Consider the following 17,553-nt stretch of genomic DNA (forward strand, 5'->3'; position numbering starts at 1 on the left):
ATTTCATATGGTTGACGGACGAATCAATATATGGGCCGAAATGGGCCGATGCGGTCACTCGCCGCCCAGCGCCGTCCTGAGCGCCTTGGTGATGACGGGTGCGTAGTACTTGTCGATGGCCGCGAAGTTCGGGTGGGTGCCGGAGGGATGCACGTCCGGGTCGGGGTAGGTGGCGGTCTCGGGGGTGCCGGGCAGGCCGTCGGTGCCGAGCATGTCGAAGGAGTACTTCACGCGCATCTCCTCGTCGCGGGCGTCGAGGTCGGTTTCGCCGAACACGTCGGCCACGGTGACGCCCCACTTCCTGCAGGCGGCGAGCTGCACCTGGCGCAGGTAGTTCTGCACGGCCCAGTCGCGGCCGATCTTGGCGACGGCGAGGTAGACGATCGGAGTGTCCGGCCAGTGGCGGCGGAACGCGAGGATGGTGGCCTCGAAGCAGCCGGCGTAGGTGGTGAGGTCCAGCTCGGCCGGATCCTTCGCCTCGCCCACGGCGCCCAGATAGGCGGGGATGGTTTCGGGCCAGGCGTCGTTGGCGCCGCCGTTGAAGATGATGACGTCGGGCTTGGGCTGGTCGATGCCGACGAATTCGGCCTGCTGGAGGATCTGCCCCTCAAGGCCGTTTTTGATGGTGCTGAAGCGGATGGTGGCGCCGTTGCGTGCACGCTTGACGAGGGTCATGCCCTCGTTGTCGGCCACGACGTTCACGCAGGAACGCCTGGTGTAGTAGTGGCCGTCGATGATGCTGTCGCCGAACGCATACAGCACCTTGCCGTTGAGAATGGATTCGCTCATGGAAAAGCTCCTTTGCTTATGGCTTGCAGGCTCGGTTCAGTCTTCGATTATGGCGCAGATGTCGTCGGAGGCGGGAATCGTGACCTTGATTTGCCTTGATTCGGCGGCCACGGCGTCACGCCATGCGGTGACCTTGTATACCACGTGGCGGCTCTGGCCGGGCAGCGGAAGGTCGTGGAACCCGGGCTTGACGATCACCTCGCGCGAGTAGAGGCGGCCTTCGGCGTTGGACTTCTCCACCACATAGTAGTTCGCGTGCGGGGATGCGTCCCAGGTGAGGTCGACCTCGGCGCCGATGAGTCCGGTGACGCCTGCGGCGGTGAGGTTCGCGACCGGTTCGGGCGCGCCCTCCTCCTCGTCGTGGAAGGTGAATTCCGGATACAGTCTCGCAAGCTGGCCGGCGACGAGGCGCGCATAGGCCTTGGCCCCGGTGAAGCCGATGTGCACGATGTCCTGGATGCCGTCGAGGTGGCGCGGGTACTGCAGCGCGGAGGCGCGCAGGAAGACGGCGTCCACGTTCTCGGCCGGCAGGCTTGCGAGGTACTCCCCCGCCAGGCGTCGCAGATCGATGAGCGGCACGTCGTGTTCCGCGGCGTACCTGCGGGTGACCTCGGCGTACGGGTCGAGCGCCTCGCCCACTGCCACGCCGGCGCCCTGCGGATACTGCGGGATGGCGGTGACCAATACCGGACGCGCGCCGCGGTCGGCGACGCTGACCACGTAACGGTCGAGCCAGGAGGCGTATTCGTCGAGCGGGATGTAGCGCATCGGGCGGGTCTTCGACTCGTCGTTGATGCCGAACTGGATGAGCACCACGTCGTTCGGGGCGAGCGAGCCGAGCAGCTTGTGGAAGCGATGCTCGTTGAGGTAGCTGCGCAGGCCGCGGCCGCCGAGCGCCCGGTTGTGGATCGTGGGGCCGTCGCCGCGGAACACGCGGGCCTGCGGCACCGTGGAGGCGGCGTCGTGCTCGTACGTGCCGGCGTGGCCACGGTAGAGGAACCAGTAGAGGTATTCGCCCCAGCCGGCCTGCGGAGCCTCCTCGTCGAAGTAGGTCTGCACGGTGGAGTCGGCGGCGATGAAGATGTTCGGGCTGCTGGCGCGCCGTGCGGCGAGCTCCTCGTAGGAGAGCGAGGCAAGCGTGAGCGCACCCCGGCCGGTGGTCGCGTCGTCGTCGCCCTCGACGGGCACGAACGTCAGCTCGATGTCGCGCTTGGTGAGCTGCACGTCGAAGCCGATTTCGCGGCGCTGGCCGGGCAGCAGCGTGAACTGGGCGACGTCCTGGCCGTTGACGATGGCGCGGAAGGTGCGCCCGATCTCGTCGGAGCCGAGCACGTCGGCGACGAGATGGTAGCCCTTGGACGGCGCCGGCACGGTGACGGCGGTGCCGATGAAGTAGGAGGTGCGGGCGATGGTGTTGGGATCGCCGTTCAGCGCCTCGGATTCCTCGGAGAGACGACGCGTGGTGAATCGCAGTCCGTCGGGGCCGTAGGCGTCGGCGGGCACGTCGGCGACGGTCGCGACGCGGCGCTCGTAGGCGCCGTCGACCCAGCCGGCCGCCTCGTCCGGATAGTCGCGCACGAATGCATGCTCGTATGGTTCGGTGAAGGTGATGGTGGTCATTGAAGCTTCCTTACAATCCGTCGGGAGGGAAATCACGACTTGCGCTGGGTGTCGTAGCCGAGGCCTTCGGTGAGCTCGTCGGCTTCGGCGAGGGTCTTCGGGGCGTCGTCGCGGATGAAGTCGAGCGTGACGATGGCGTTGAGGCACCACTGGGCCACGAAGTTGGTCTTGACCCACGGGTTCTCCCACGGGATCTCCTCGAGTTCGGCGTGGTTGCCGACGTCGTGCAGGGTCACGGTGTCGAATCCGGTGTGGTCGGCGGAGTCCATGAGCGCGTGGATGAGGTACTTCCACACCTTGCGCGCGATGTCCTTGTCGCCGTAGTATTCGGCGGCGTATGCGCCGATGGCGGAGGCGAAGAACGGGAACGGGTAGGCGCGGTCGGCCAGCGCGCCGTTCGACTCCTTGACGACCTGCTCGTGGGGCAGGAAGTAGAAGCGTCCGAAGTCGGCGACCATCTTCGGCCAGTCGGGGTCGTCGACGAGGTCCTTCATCTCGATCCACACCTCGGGGGCGCCCTGGCAGATGGCGAGGTGCACGCCGCCGGTGGATTCGTTGTTGATGAACCGCAGGTGGCAGGTGGCGGGGTCGAATTCCATGTCGACGCCGGAGTTGAGCTGCAGGTCCATGGCCTTGATGTCGTCGATGCCGGTCTGGATCTTGTTCAGGAACTTCGGCGAGTTGGTGCGTTCGAGCTGGGTCATCCAGTCGGAGCACAGGCTCGACCAGTCGGGGCCGGAGCGGGCGTGCGCCGGGTAGACCATGGAGTCCTTGTCGTACCAGTCGCCGAGCGGGTCCTTCTCGAAGAACGTCTGCTCCACGTCGCCGAGCTCGTCGAAGAGGTCCTCGAAACGGCGGTCGCCGGTGAGGAAGTAGTAGACGCGGTGGTGGCCGGCCATGGAGATGCGGGCCTCCTTGCAGGGGCAGCCCCAGTGGCGCACGTTGTGGCGCGAGCCGAGTCCCTTGTAGCGGCCGAGGTGGTAGACGTCCACTTCCGAGACGTGGCGGCACAGCTTGCTCGCCATGTCGAAGATGTCCTCGCGGCCGGAGCGCAGGAACGCGTACCACATCCAGTAGGTGGGCACGAGCTCGGCGTTGTCCCAGGCGAAGCCGCCCATGTCGTAGCGCCACTGGTGGCGGGCGGAGTCGTAGGAGTGCATGATGTCGCCGTAGTCGAACATGCCGTACCAGTTGCGCAGGTCGATCTCCTTCTCGTAGAAGGCGATGGCGCGGTCGAGCTGGTCCTCGATCCAGTTCTCCATCTCGGTGCCGCGCTCGGGCAGCGACCAGCGGCCGAAGGCGCCCATGTCGTGGTAGAACCCGGGGTCGGCGAGGTACTGTTCGGGCTTGTCGACGGCGGTGGAGAACGCGAGCAGCGTTTCGTCGTCGGGGATGGGCGTGGGACCGGCGGCGACGGAGAACTCGTTGGTGCAGGCGATGCCGACGGGGTCGGCGCCCTTGTAGTCGTAGCCCTCGTAGTAGGCCCACTGGTAGCCGTCCTGCGCGTAGTGGCGGAAGTCCATGGCCTGCGCGTCGGGGCTCCACAGCCATACGGTGGCGGTGGCGGTGTCCGTCGTCAGTCCGGTGAAGGTGTAGCCGGTGGGGTACTTCTGCCAGAAGTCCTTGACGGCGAACATCACGGAGCCGGCCTCGGAGCCGAAGGAAGCGCCGCCGCGCGTGCGCCTGCCGTGCAGCGTGGTCAGGCGGCACACCTGCTCGTCGGCGGTCTTCTTGGTGATGGCGAAGTGGCTCGGGGAATCCTGCACCATGTGGTATTCGTCCCACCACGGCATGTCCTTGAGCACCGTCTCGACCTTCTCGTTGTCGGAATCGGAGTTGGCGGTCTGGTTGAGCACGCCGGAGGCGTCGATGGTCTCGCCGGTCTCGTCGCTGGGGTGGATGAGCCTGCCGGCCTGCTGGTCCTCGTACAGGTGGCTGGGGATGACGGGCTTCCAGGTGAGCAGCTGGGCGAGGCATTCGTGGATGGTGCCGTGGTCTCCTTCGAACCGCACGTGGCGGTTGTAGGGCTTGCCGGCCATCGGGGACTCGAACCGCACGCCGAGGCCCTTGAGGAAGTCGTGGTTCTCGTCGCCGTCGTAGATGAACGTGTGCTGGAAGTCGAGACGGTCGGCGTCGTGGCCGATGGTCATGCGGATGATGAACGGCAGTCGTTCGGTGCCGTCGGCGGCCACGTGGGTGCCGGTGAACCTGACGACGGTGACGAGCGGGCCGCGCTCCTCGAGTTCGACGTCGTCGATGCGGCCGGTGTACGAGGTGCGGCGCACGACGTCGCCCTCATGTTCGCCGGCGTTCGGGTCCTCGAGGTCGAGCACCTCGACGGCGTCGGAGACGATGCGGCGGCCGTCGAAGTCGAAGGATTCCACGAGACGGTTGGCGCCGCGGCGGATGACGACCCTGGACCTGCCGCCGGTCACGGTGATGGTCGTGCCGTCGTCCTCGACGGTCTGGGATTCGGCGGCGGCGACGGGGTTGGCGCCGTCGGTCATGGTCACGTCGATCTCGTCGCCGAGCCTGGCGGCGTCGGCGGTGTGGGCCATCCACTTGACCGTGCCGTCGGGCCAGTAGGCGGTGATGCGCGACTGCGCCGGCACCTCGGCGCCGTCGGCCGTCGTGATTTTGAAGGAATTGGCGCGGGCGGCGTCGGCGGAACATTCGCCGCGCTTCCACATGCTGCCGAAGGTGACGTATCCGCCACTGCCGTTCTTTCGCATCGCATGAAGTTTCATCTGCGTTCATCTCCTTACGACCGCCCCATCGTCCTACGCCGTTGTGGTGGGAACGGTTGTCGCTGTGCAACATCGTCGTTTGTCGGGCGGTCCGCCGCATTCGCGGCGGGCTGCCTCTTGCTGAACAATCTATCAGCGTTGCCATCGTTTTACAGGTCAAAAAATATCAAATCGTGATAGATAGATATCTTTTTTTGATTCTGTAATTTTATCGATAACATTAATGATAGCAAAGGGTTTACCCATGATGAATACGCATATCTCCCTATCGATATCACCACAAGGTCATATCGATGCATCCGGCGGCCGGCGCTCACGCCCGAGGACTCTCACCAGGACCGGTCAGAGACGCCCCCAAAGCACCCTCGCGTGTTTCGACCTCAATGCCGTCGACGATTATCGAAGGATCGACACGACGCACCACGATGGTGTTCCATCCGGCGCGGGCCCTGACACGAAATTCCAACGGCTCCACCCCGCGCAGCATGTTCACGACCCATGGATTGCCCATGTCCGCCACGGTGAAGCTGTTGCCTTTCTGGGCGATCCACGAACGATTGCCCCGCAGCAATTGCGCGCCGCCGCCGTTCACCTCCACGGCGAGGGCGCACGAACGCTCGGATCCGTCGTCCTCGACCCCCTCGCTCAGCGTGGGCAGACGCTTGACGATGCCGCGATAGTCGCCGGCCCGGTCGAAATACGCATCGAACAGCATCGCCGCCCCGCGACCGACAGCCGACCGTCCGGTCTGCGGATACGCCTTCATCACGCCGCCATGCGGCCCTTCATCGGCGACATACCGCCATTCGCTGCCGTCCGCCCCCACGACGACCTTTGAGCTATGCTCCGCCCGCATCACCACCCGGCCGTTGGCCTCCACGAAACCATGTCCACCGACGGCGGCATCAGGCCATGCGGCGTCGGCCTCCACATGGAACACGGCCGCCACGTCGCCGGGTTCCCCGGCCTCCCCGTCCTCGCCGAGCGCCGCGTTGCGAACGACGACGTCCGCATGCGCGCCGGCGGCGGCGACCGCATTCCAGTCGATGCCCACGATGATGCGCCGCTCGGTGTCGGTGACGCCCGAACGGGACGATAGAACCACCCATTGCGGCGCGTCGATGACCCACGCAGCCGGCCCGTCCGCACGGGAGAACACGTCGAGGAACAGATGCCGTCGGGGTTCGCGGACGCTGAACCGCAGGACGTCCGTCTCCCCTTCGGCGACGGCGCCCACACCCGTCCCCGGCTCGTCAAGATACGGATACTGGTCACGCTGGATGATGTCGGCGCCCCAGGTTTCGACGTCTATCGGATTGGTGCACATAATGCCCTGCCAGCCCATGTATCCCACCCACTTGCCGTGAGTGCACCCGCCGAAGTCCTGCACACGCGCCCTGATGCGATCGGCGGCGGCGATCGATGCACGCTCGTGAACACGGGCGCTGCCGAAGCGCCCCTGTTTCACCGCCCTCCGGCACTTCCACCAGTTGACATACTCGTCCAGCACGTCGAACATGGACAGCGCGTGGTAGCGGATCTGCTCATAGAAGGCGTCGGCGGCGTCCCCGTCAAGACGGGCCGCCACCCGATCAAGGCGCTCCACCACATCGCGGGCGCGATCGAGCATGCGCTGCGCCTCATCCCCCTCGTCGGTGACGCTCAGGTCGAAATCGTGATAGAACGTGGTGTAGAACTCGGCTCGCTTGACACCGATCAGCCGATGATAGTCGGACACGGCCTCGGCCACCGCGGCGGCGTCCGGACCGTCGAGCCGATAGTCGCGCCGGGCCTGTCCCACCAGATATTCACGGATCCGGTCGGCGCTCCACATATCGGGATCCCATGAGAGCCGGGAGAAATATTCCGTGACCAGATCACCCGGCTTGACATCGCCAACATTGAGGATCCACACAGCGCGCATGCCCGTGTCGTAGGCACGGCGCAACTGCTCGCCCATCAGAGCCGGCTGGATGCTGTTGAGCCACAGCCACGAACCGGGCGAACCAAGATACGAACTGTGGTAGTATACGCCGGAACCGCCGGAACGGGCCGCTTCGCGTCCGGTGGGATACTGCCGCAGATACCCGTAGTTGTCTTCGGCCCACATGAGCATGACATCGTCGAATTCGGACGTCATGACGTCGCGCAGGCCGGCATTGTAGACGTCGGCGATCTCCTTGTACACGATAAGCACCTGCGGCACGCTGCGGGAGGCGCCCTCGCCATACACCTCGTCGATGAGCGCACGCTGCGTACGAATCACGTCGGTCATGAACGCCACCTGACGCTCCTGAACGGTGGCGCCCTCATAGCATTCGTCGAGCCCGCTCGCATTGAATCCGCCGTCGTGAATGCCTCGGATGCCGAGTGTGAGTATGCTTTCGAAACCCTTGTTCGCCTCCAGTCGTTCACGCCAATACTGAATCACCGCGTCACGATTGGTCGTGAAATCGAACGCGCGGTCGGCCTCCAAGGAGACGCCGGTGAACCGGGCGCGCTGGGCACCCGTGTAATCGGCATGCTCGACGCCATTGCTCGTCATGGCGTATTCGCTCTTGTGCGCACGGTACCACGGCTCCCATTCGCCCGGATTGGATCGCAGCATGTTTTCGCAGTGCGAAGTACCGATGACGATGCCGTATCGGGATGCCTCCCTGGCGTTGATCGGCACGCCGGCATCGTCTTCGGCCATGTTGAACGCCGTGGATACGGGATGCATGGCCGGCCATAACGTGTTCAGCCCCAGTCGCAGCATCATCTCGAACAGGTGCCGGTAGTAGTTCACGTCGGGAGTGCCATGACCGACCGGGAACTTGCGGGCCGCCCAATTGGTGACGGACAGATCCTCATCGTTGATGAACAATCCGCGGAACCGCACCGCCGGCGCATGCACAACGAGGGCTTCGGTGAAATCGACGTCGATATGGGGGCGCACGACGACCGGAACATCGCTGTACCAGTAGAACGGGGAGACGCCAATGCGTTCCGACACCGCGTAGGTGCCGTAGATCGTCCCCCTGGCGTCCGAGCCGGCGACGACCAGCGCATGACCGATACCGGGCAGCGGATCGTCTATGGACTTGATCGCATAGGACTCGCGCTCGCCGGCGATGGTCCGCGCTTCGTCGAACCCGCCGTTGGCCACGATGGCACGCAGCAGTGCGCTTGACGCCATGGATCCGATGATGATCGCATTCGAACCGGCGACCAGGGCGGGGTCCGTCTCCAGCGCCGGGACCTTGTTCCCGTCCGCAGCGGCAAGTCGGGCATCACGGGCGACGGCGTCGTCGACCATGGCGTCACGCACGACGTGATAGCGAATCGCCCCCGTGACCATGGCGATGTCCTGGCGTAGGTCGCCGACCGCCCGTAGGACCTGCGCGTAGCTGCGCGGCGCAAACGGATCGGATGCGTTGGGCTCGTAGGCGGCGTCAGTCAGTATCGGGGCAGTACGTACGCCGTCGTAGATCATGGTGGAGGTCATGAGTACTCCTTACAGACCACTTTGTCATCGATTACATTCCCACGGTACCGACTATTCCGGCAGTGCACTCGCGGCGCATCCGTTTTTGCAATTTTGCAATGGGCATCGTCTATGATGGCCGGCATGGTCAAACCAACGATGGAGGACATCGCCAGAGCGGCGCACGTATCGGTGTCCACGGTGAGCCGCGCATTGGCCGACCACGGCGGCACCGCGGCCGGCACCAAGAGACTCGTACATCAGGTCGCCGTGCAATTGGGATACACCCCGGGCGACAAGGGACGCGCCAAGACCTGGCATTCCGGCATGGTCGGACTCATCACCACCGATCTTGAGGGCCGACCGTCGCTGCCGGTGCTCATCGGGGCCGAAGACGCGCTGGGCCCGATGAAGCATTCCATCCTGCTGGCCAATTCGCGCGGCGACGCCAGATTGGAGACCAGTCGCATAGAGCAGCTTATGTCCCGCAACATTGACGGACTGCTCGTCGTCAACAAGTCCGTGGATCCGCGTTCCCCCATCCCCCGTAGCCTGATCGGGGACACCCCGGTGGTATACGTCTATGGCCCGTCACGCGATCCCGACGATTGTTCCGTGACGGCGGATTCCCGGCAAGGGGCCGAGTTGGCGATCAGCCATCTGATCGACCGCGGTCGAAGACGCATCGCGGTGATCGGAGGACCCGAGCATGCACGCGCCACATCCGAACGCATGATCGGCGTGAAACACGCGTTCGCCATGCATGGGCTTCGCCCGGTGGCCCCGCCAAGATTCGGCAGCTGGGATGTCTCTTGGGGACGCAAGGCCACCGAACTGCTGCTGCAGGACGACATGCCGTTTGACGGACTGTACTGCCTCAACGATCGCATCGCCCGTGGGGCACTGGAGACATTGATGGGACACGGCCTGCATGTGCCCGACGACGTGGCGGTGATCGGACACGACAACTGGGAACGGCAGATCGTCGATGCCGCCGTGCCGCTCACCACCGTGGACAGCGACTGCGAACGCATCGGCCGGGTGGCGGCGATGGCGCTGCTCGACGCCATCCAAGGCAACCCCCATCACGGCATGATCACGGTTTCGGGCAACCTGATCCAGCGCGCCTCCACGTCATCAACCGCTCTCCCGAAGAAGCGACATCCCCGAAGGCGGTCCACACGATGGGCCGATGGGGAACGTTGACCGGGCGACCTCAGAACGCCACGAACCGCAGCAGCTCCGCGGCGACGCGCCGAGCCAACCGATCATACCCGGCGATGCTGTAATGCAGTCCATCCGGCAGATACGCCGGTTGATGCTCCGGCGTCAATGCCGACATCCCGGATTCGTTGAACATGTCGATGACGGGAACGCCATACCATGCGCACACCCGCTTCATGGCATCGGCATAGTCGGCCTGCTGCAGACCGGCGGCGTTATGGTCGAAAAACGCAGGAAAATGCCCATGATCCACCCCTCCGGTCTTCGCCGATGTCATGAACACGATGTCGGCATCCGGATACCGGTGGACGAGCCCGCGAATCAGCGTATCGACCGCGCCGAAAAAGCATCGCACATCGGTATCGCCCATACCGCCAAGCGGCAATCCATAGTTGAAGTCATTGACTCCGCCAAACACCAGGACGATGTCGGCGTCCGGGTCCATATCCCCATAGCGCTCGATGAAACTGTCGGTGCGGTCGGGGTGTTTGGCCACGCTGCATCCCTTGATGCCGTAGTTGCGCACCGTCCCGGCCCCAAGCAGCCGTTGCAGATGGGCCGGCCAGGAGATCGTCGGACCGCCGCCGCGCGTGCCGTCGTCACCCCATGTGGTGGAATCGCCGAGACAGTTGATGGAGACCCGTGAGAAATCACGCATCATCATGATTCCCTTCTTGGACCGATGACAGTCCGAAATCGAACAGCGTGTCGATGACGAGGAAGTCGTCACCGTTCGCCTCGGGGAAATGATTGAAATGCGAGGCGGGGTCGACGTCCAGCCACCGCCGAATCTCCTCGGACGGCCGGTCGACGCCGCTGATGTTCCGCCGGCCGCGGTCACGGGGCCGTTCGAAGTAGCTGAACAGCACATTGTCGTGGATGGAGATGAACTGGTAGCGGTCGCCGACGAGCAGACCCTCGCGCACGATGGCCTGATGATGGCATACGTAGTCCATGAGCTTGTCCGGGTAGAGCACGGCGATGCGTCCGCACCGGGCGTCCGGCCTCGGACGGCGCGTGTAATAGTCCGCGCTTTTCGGCTCGTCGAACCAGAACACCGGATGCATGGCCGCCCATTCGACCTCTTCGACGTCACGGCCGTTCATGGACGGGAACGGCCTGAGCAGACCATGCAGCCAGCCCCAGTCGTCGGGCGCGCGGCGGACGGCGTCCGAACCGGAACGGCAATCGCCTTCGTACATGTGCTCGGCGTACAGGAACAGCTGGTCGCCGTGCCGGTACATGCCGACCGTAAGCAGCGCTCCGTCGTCGACGAGGCGCTTCGCCTGCGCGGCGGCGTCCCGGACCGCGGCCTCCAGGGATTCGGTGCCGTCGGCCCCGGGCCTCAGCACCGCCCGATACGACGCCCGTTCAACATTCGCCATGATCATCACTCCTTCAGGTCCGTACTTCGCCTCATCACCGTTCGCGCAGGTTCACGCTCACGCGTTCGGACGATTCGGTCTCGACGAGCGGGAACGCGCGGAACTCGCCCTCGCGCCGCACCGTACCGGAAACGCGGATATCGCGCCCATGCCGCACGTACAGGGCGGGGATCTCGTGCTCGTAGACGCCGTGCACGCTTGGCTGCTCGTCGAAGAGGGCCGGCCTCTGCGTGCCCTGCACGCGCTGGGTGAGCGAAAGGTCCGCGATGTCGACGTTCTCGATGACCGCGTCTTCCTCGCCGGCGATGAACACGCCCGATTCGCAGGTCATCCAGATGTGGTCGAACGTCACGTCGCGGATCACGCCCGGCAGCGGCGACGACGGCCTGACGCGCGGCGTCGCGGAGATGAAGACGGGCTCGCCCTTGCCCCACCAGCGCGGCGCGAACTCACGCTGCGGGCAGTCGGCGAAGTGACGGGTGTTGCCGGAGACGTGATGCACGTGGATGTCCTCGATGGTCGCGCCGTCGCGCGCCCAGATGCCGACACCGCGCGAGCAGTCGCGGAACACGCAGTCGGAGAGCACCACATGCCGGATGGCGTTCGCCGTCTCGGTGCCGATCTTCAATGCGGAGTCATGCGAGTACAGCACGCAGTTGGAGATGACGATGTTCTCGCAGGCGCCGTATTTGGCGGCCATGGGCGGGGTGTTCTTCACGACGATGGCGTCGTCGCCGGCCTTGACGATGCAGTTGGTGATGACGACGTCCTGGCAGGTGTCGGGGTCGATGCCGTCGTTGTTGGCGCCGCGCTGGTCGTTGAGGATGCGCACGCCGTCGACGAGCACGTGACGGCAGCCGGCCATGTGCAGGGTCCAGAACGCGGCGTCGCGGAAGGTGACGTCGCGCACGGTGAGGTTCTCCACGTCCTCGAAGAACGTGGTGCGCGGGCGTTCCCACGCGGGGGTGCGTACGTTCTTGGGACATTCGTGCAGCCCATTGTCGGCGTTGTCGTCGTAGAACACCGTGTCGCCCTGGCCGTGGATGGTGCCGTGGCCTTCGATGGTGATGTTCTCGGCGTGGCGGGCGAAGAGGAAGCAGCCGCCGGTCCAGCCGGCGTTCTCGGTGTCGTCGTCGAATTCGGCGGCGAAGTCGATGCCGTCGGCGAGGTCCAGGCTGCCGATGAGCCATGCGCCGGTCCCGAGATGCAACGTCACGTTGCTTTTCAATACCAGTGCTCCGGTGAGGAACCGGCCGGTCGGCACGACGACGCGACCGCCGCCGGCCTCGTTGGCGGCGTCGATGGCCTGTTGGATGGCCTTGCGGTTGTTGGTCACGCCGTCGGCGACGGCGCCGTATGCGGTGATGAGGTAATCCATGGGTGGTTCTCCGTTGAATAAAAAATGACATCGATAACATCGATGAATAACAACGAGTCTACACCAACGGAAACGGTTCCGCCAAGACGCGTTTCGGCCCCTCTGGCCGGCCTACCGACGACTCCCGCCACCCCGGCATCGCACGAAGTCGACGACGAGCATCTCACCGCCTTGGCTCCCCTCTCCAAGGGGAGCTGTCGACGCAGTCGACTGAGGGGAGCCACCGCATCTCAGCCATTCAGCACCGAATCCGCCCTCACTGCCCCAGCATCGCGCGGACGATGTTGTTCGCCATCATGGCGGCACCGAGGTCGTTGGGATGCAGGCCGTCGGCGAGGAACACATCGTCATGGCCGACCAGCGCGAGGCCGTCGACCACGTCGAACCGCCGGCGCATCGCCTGGTTAGCGATCGTCGCACGCACACGGTCCAGCAGCGCACGGTCCTCGTCGGTGGAGCATCCGGCGGAACGCCACAGCGGCGTGACCACCCTGACGGACGTCCCCTCGCCGACGGCGAGACGCAGCGTCGTCATATATTCCGCGACCGTGGCCTCGAACCGTTCGAACGTCATCTCCCCCTCGCGGATCTTCGTGTAGTCGTTGGTGCCATAGGCCACCACGATCGCGGCGGCGCCGACGCCGGCCACGTCGCCGAGCGTACGCGCGTCGAACACATAGGAGCCCACGCCCCAGTTGAGCGGCCGGAACCCCAGCGTGCGGGCGAGCAGGTACGCGTATCCCTGCGAGGGGCGCAGCGAGGTCATGCCCTGGGTGATGGAGTCGCCGAGGAACAGCATGAGCGGCCGGTCGTCGTCCGCGGCGTTCACCGGCCGCGCGTCGGCGCCGAAGTCGCAGTGGGAGATGCGCACGTCGGTCGTATACGGCAGCACGAAGGTCAGCCGCGCGGCGCCGGGATTGCGCTTGGCATACGCCACCGTGCCACACGGCGATTCGTCGGGTTCGCGGATCGTGGCCATGAACACGTCGTTCTCGTAGACGTCGAACGTGACGAACGGACGGCAGAACCGGCCCGTGGCGTAGTCGAACCGCACCGTGTCGGCCGACGTGACGAAATCCATGGTGATGCCGGCGGTCGAATTGGCGCGGATGTCGGTCATCTCGCCGCGTTCGCGGTAGAGGTCGAGCAGCCGGTCGGGGAACCTCACCGGACGCAGCCCGTCCGGTTCGGTCTTCACGCCTACGCAGTTATGGAATACATCCTCGATGTTCATTCATGCTCCTTACGCGGAATCACGGCGTCAACGCCGCCTCACATCGACGCCGCCTCACGGGACCAGCGTATACGAGGCCGGACCGCGGCGACGACGCCTTGCCGGTCGTTGCCGGAATACAAAAAATCCCGCCGAATCGGCGAGATCACAAGTCCATGATCATCAAATCCAAAGGTCATGCATTTCAGGCATTCTCCCATCGGGGATATGTCGATGGCTGGTACGGACGCCATTGGCCGTATCGCAATCCCGGTCGATTTCGGGTCGCGTCAGCGATCGTTCTCGACCTCGCGGGCCACCTCGTAGGCCGTGTGTACCATCTCGTCAGACATGAAGGACATGCCGGCGAAACCGGCGAGGGCCATGCCACGCATCAGGTTCTTCTTGAATCCCATCGTTCGTTCACCTCCTTTTTTCATCGTTTTTCGTTGACAGTTAGTAATATATGCGGTTTTCCCGGCAATACGGCGCAATAAATATCAAATGATGTTCGTTATCTATCGTTCGTTGACATCGCTGATATCAGGCCGGCAACACAGCCAAAACGACGATGGCGGCATGACCCCGTACGGGAATCATGCCGCCATCATGGCCACACGGCCCATGCCGATCCACCCGTCGGACGTCGGCACGGGCGGGCGGTCATACCATCCGCGGAAACGGCCGGCGGACGTCGGCGATCCGACGGGGCATCAGGCCTTGGCGCCCTCGGCCTCGAGCTTGGCGCGGTCCTCGGCGAGGATGCGTTCGGTCTCGGCGATCTCCTTCTTGCCGAGCGGGTACCAGAACGCGAGGATCAGCGCGGCGATGCCGAGGCAGACGACGGGCAGCAGCGTGGTGAGCGCGTATACGCCCTCGACGGTGCCGGCGGACTGCGTCACGGCGTGGCCGGCGGCGGACCGGTAGCCGATGAATCCGAGCAGCAGGCCGCTGATGCCGTTCGATGCGGCCTGGCCCATCTTGCGGGCCCACGAGTTAAGGCCGTAGATGGTGCCGTCCTCGCGGATCTTGGTGATGGCCTGGTGGTGGTCGATGACGTCGGTGATGAACGCCCAAACCATGAGGTTGAAGTAGCCCGCGCCGATGGCGCCGAAGAACATGAGCACGAGGTATACGCGCCAGTCGGTCAGGTGCGCGAAGTACATGATGCCGTAGATGACCACGGCGAAGGCGAGCGTGACCACGGAGGTCTCGCGCTTGCCGAAGCGGCGGGCGATGCCGGTGGCGAACGGGGCGAGCACGAGCACGGTGATGAAGTTGAACATCACGGCGATGGCCATGCCGGTCTTGCTGTGGAAGTACGTGTCGAACAGGAAGGTCTGGTTGATGGACGCGAGCTGCTGGTTGATGACGACGAAGAAGTCGGCGACGATCAGGGCGAGCAGGGCGCGGTCCTGGAACATGGAGGTGACCATCTTCTTCGCGTCGAGCTTGCGGCCGGTCTGCACGTTGGTGCGTTCGGTGGTCAGACGCACGGTGATCTCGTAGGAGAGGTATGCGAGCGCGCCGCAGACGATGGCGATGAGGAAGAAGTGGGTTGCGGAGACGGCGAGGTTGCCGTTCGCGTCGGTCTCGTACATGAACATCGGGATCATGTAGCCGGTGGCGACGTTGGCGATGGCCGATCCGGTGGAACGGTAGGTGGACAGCGACGCGCGCTCGTCGGACCTGGCGCTCAGCGCGGAGGCGAGGGCGCCGTACGGGATGTTCACGGTCGAGAGGAACACGTTGAACAGCACGTAGGTGACGGCGATGTACGCCACCTTGGCGGGCAGCGCCCACGAGGCCACCATCGGCAGGAACAGCAGGATGGAGACGAGGATGAACGGGTAGCGGAAGCGGCGGATCCACGGACGGAAGCGGCCTTCGCCGGGCTTGGCGTGGCTTTCGTCGGCCTTGTTGCCCACGTAGACGTCGACGAATGCGTCGAATACCTTGGTGAGCATCATGGTCACGCCGACGATGGCGGCGGGGATGCCGAGGCCGTCGGTGTAGAACTTCAGCACGAAGCCGTTGACCAGGCTCAGGATGAAGCAGTTGCCGACGTCGCCGAACATGTAGCCGATCTTGTCCCTGATGCCGAACGGCGCGGCCTTTACGGACGGCCCGCCATCGTGGTTCCGTGCGGACGGTGTGCGCGACACCACCCTTGGTGCTGTTGCCGAAGCCATGTCTTTCCCCTTTCGTCCCACGGCCGGAGTCTCCATAGACGTTCGGCCTGGAACATTAAATGATTGATTCTGTTCGCTTTTGTTTGAATTGCGAATACGATTACGTAATGTAATCGATATCAATTCGGTAAACATCGGCAAGAAATATCAAAAGACGCCGAGCAACTATGCAAAATTGCCATCTTCTCCCAAACAACGTTTTTCGACAACATGACATAGTCTTCATCAGGGAACCTATCGCCAATCGCACGACTTTGTTCAATTTTCCATAGTTCACAGTCAAAAACTGCAATTATTTCAACGGATGTCACAGAACCAAACACCATACGATGGAGGCATCCACCCAACCCGCATCAACGGCGATGACAGAAAAGAGGAACGCCACAGCAATGACCACCAACGACAAGACCACCGACGATCGGCCGAGCCGCGAACTCATCCAAAGCAAGATCGACCTCATGATCGAGAACCTCACCACGATCGACGACCCCGAAGGCAAGTTCCTCCTGCACTTCGGCGACATCGTGGTCGACGACAAGAGCTGGAAGGTCTGGAACTGGCCGCAGGGCGTCGGACTCTACGGCATCTACAAGAACTACAAGCTCACCGGCAACAAGAAGGCCCTCAAGGTCGTCACCGACTGGTTCGACAACGCGCTCGCCGAAGGCTCCCCCTCCAAGAACGTCAACTCCATGGCGCCGCTGCTCGCCATGGCCTGCCTCTACGAGGACACCGGCGACACCCGCTTCCACCCCTACCTCGACCAGTGGGCCAAGTGGGCCATGGAGGACATGCCCCGCACCACCGGCGGCGGCATGGCGCACGCCACCATCCAGGACCCGCATCTCGAACAGCTGTGGGACGACACCCTCATGATGACGGTCATGCCGCTCACCAAGATCGGCCGCCTGCTCGACCACCCCGACTACGTGGAGGAGGCCAAGTACCAGTTCCTCATCCACGCCGAATACCTCATGAACCGCACCAACGGCCTGTGGTACCACGGCTGGAACTTCAACCGCCGCGACCACTACGCCGGAGCCCTGTGGGCGCGAGGCAACTGCTGGATCACCATCGGCATCCCCGAGTTCATCGAGACCGCCGGACTCAAGAAGGGCGACCTCGTGCGCGAATGGCTCATCACCCTGCTCAACCGGCAGGTCGAGACGCTCGCCGAACTCCAGGACGAGTCCGGCATGTGGCACACCCTGCTCGACGACCCGAACTCCTACGTGGAGTCCTCGGCCACCGCCGGCATCGCCTACGGCATCCTCAAGGCCGTGCACCGCCGCTACATCGACCCCAAGTACGCCGCCGTCGCCGAAAAGGCCATCAAGGCGCTGCTCGGCCAGATCGACGACAAGGGCGAAGTGCAGAACGTCTCCGTCGGCACCGGCCTCGAAGACAGCCTCGACTACTACCGCAACATCGACCGCACGGCCATGCCCTACGGTCAGTCGCTCACCGTGCTCGCCTTCACCGAGTATCTCGTCTCGTTCTGCTGAACGCGACGACGGCGCGCATTCGGCGCAGGACGCG

At 64.2% G+C, this 17,553-nt stretch carries 12 protein-coding genes; 2 read left to right on the plus strand and 10 right to left on the minus strand.

Translation table 11 applies throughout. The annotated features are described in order from the left end of the window. Window positions 1–54: 54 nt before the first annotated feature. The 4 genes from CS006_RS09100 to CS006_RS09115 form a co-directional block, all read right to left on the minus strand. Window positions 55–789, minus strand: coding sequence for an SGNH/GDSL hydrolase family protein (locus CS006_RS09100; protein ID WP_100511497.1), 735 nt, complete (start codon window positions 787–789; stop codon window positions 55–57). A 36-nt stretch (window positions 790–825) separates the two neighbouring features. Next, on the minus strand, window positions 826–2,409 hold the full coding sequence (locus CS006_RS09105; protein WP_100511498.1) for a GDSL-type esterase/lipase family protein: 1,584 nt from the start codon (window positions 2,407–2,409) through the stop codon (window positions 826–828). Window positions 2,410–2,441: 32 nt separating this feature from the next. Beyond that, a complete protein-coding gene (locus tag CS006_RS09110) occupies window positions 2,442–5,156 on the minus strand; it encodes an exo-rhamnogalacturonan lyase family protein (RefSeq protein WP_100511499.1) in 2,715 nt (904 codons plus the stop codon). Window positions 5,157–5,469: 313 nt separating this feature from the next. Next, window positions 5,470–8,643 carry a glycosyl hydrolase 115 family protein gene (locus tag CS006_RS09115; RefSeq protein WP_100511500.1) on the minus strand — a complete coding sequence of 1,058 codons (3,174 nt, stop codon included), beginning with the start codon at window positions 8,641–8,643 and terminating at the stop codon, window positions 5,470–5,472. Window positions 8,644–8,766: 123 nt separating this feature from the next. On the opposite strand from CS006_RS09115, the gene CS006_RS09120 reads away from it, so the two are divergent. After that, window positions 8,767–9,828, plus strand: coding sequence for a LacI family DNA-binding transcriptional regulator (locus CS006_RS09120; RefSeq protein ID WP_163199116.1), 1,062 nt, complete (start codon window positions 8,767–8,769; stop codon window positions 9,826–9,828). 10 nt (window positions 9,829–9,838) lie between these two features. Here CS006_RS09120 and CS006_RS09125 read toward each other — a convergent pair whose 3' ends face one another. From CS006_RS09125 to CS006_RS09140, 6 genes are all read right to left on the minus strand, one after another. Further along, complete coding sequence (locus tag CS006_RS09125; RefSeq protein ID WP_163199114.1) at window positions 9,839–10,510, minus strand: SGNH/GDSL hydrolase family protein; 672 nt, start codon at window positions 10,508–10,510, stop codon at window positions 9,839–9,841. Beyond that, window positions 10,497–11,231 (minus strand): hypothetical protein, encoded by a 735-nt coding sequence (locus CS006_RS10795; RefSeq protein WP_163199112.1) that lies wholly within the window; start codon window positions 11,229–11,231, stop codon window positions 10,497–10,499. The genes CS006_RS09125 and CS006_RS10795 overlap by 14 nt, the downstream gene beginning before the upstream one ends. Before the next feature lie 34 nt (window positions 11,232–11,265). Next, window positions 11,266–12,609, minus strand: a complete 1,344-nt coding sequence (locus CS006_RS09130; protein WP_100511503.1) for a glycoside hydrolase family 28 protein — start codon at window positions 12,607–12,609, stop codon at window positions 11,266–11,268. Between the two features lie 256 nt (window positions 12,610–12,865). Then, window positions 12,866–13,843: an SGNH/GDSL hydrolase family protein gene (locus CS006_RS09135; RefSeq protein ID WP_100511504.1), complete on the minus strand. Its 978-nt coding sequence runs from the start codon at window positions 13,841–13,843 to the stop codon at window positions 12,866–12,868. A gap of 269 nt (window positions 13,844–14,112) precedes the next feature. After that, window positions 14,113–14,238 (minus strand): hypothetical protein, encoded by a 126-nt coding sequence (locus CS006_RS11050; protein WP_279324831.1) that lies wholly within the window; start codon window positions 14,236–14,238, stop codon window positions 14,113–14,115. 297 nt (window positions 14,239–14,535) lie between these two features. Beyond that, on the minus strand, window positions 14,536–16,014 hold the full coding sequence (locus CS006_RS09140; RefSeq protein ID WP_100511505.1) for an MFS transporter: 1,479 nt from the start codon (window positions 16,012–16,014) through the stop codon (window positions 14,536–14,538). Between the two features lie 389 nt (window positions 16,015–16,403). Here CS006_RS09140 and bglB point away from each other — a divergent pair, with 389 nt between their 5' ends. After that, on the plus strand, window positions 16,404–17,519 hold the full coding sequence (gene bglB / locus CS006_RS09145; RefSeq protein ID WP_100511506.1) for a beta-galactosidase BglB: 1,116 nt from the start codon (window positions 16,404–16,406) through the stop codon (window positions 17,517–17,519). Window positions 17,520–17,553: the final 34 nt, after the last annotated feature.

It is taken from the genome of Bifidobacterium primatium (assembly GCF_002802875.1).
In the GTDB taxonomy this organism is placed as follows: domain Bacteria; phylum Actinomycetota; class Actinomycetes; order Actinomycetales; family Bifidobacteriaceae; genus Galliscardovia; species Galliscardovia primatium.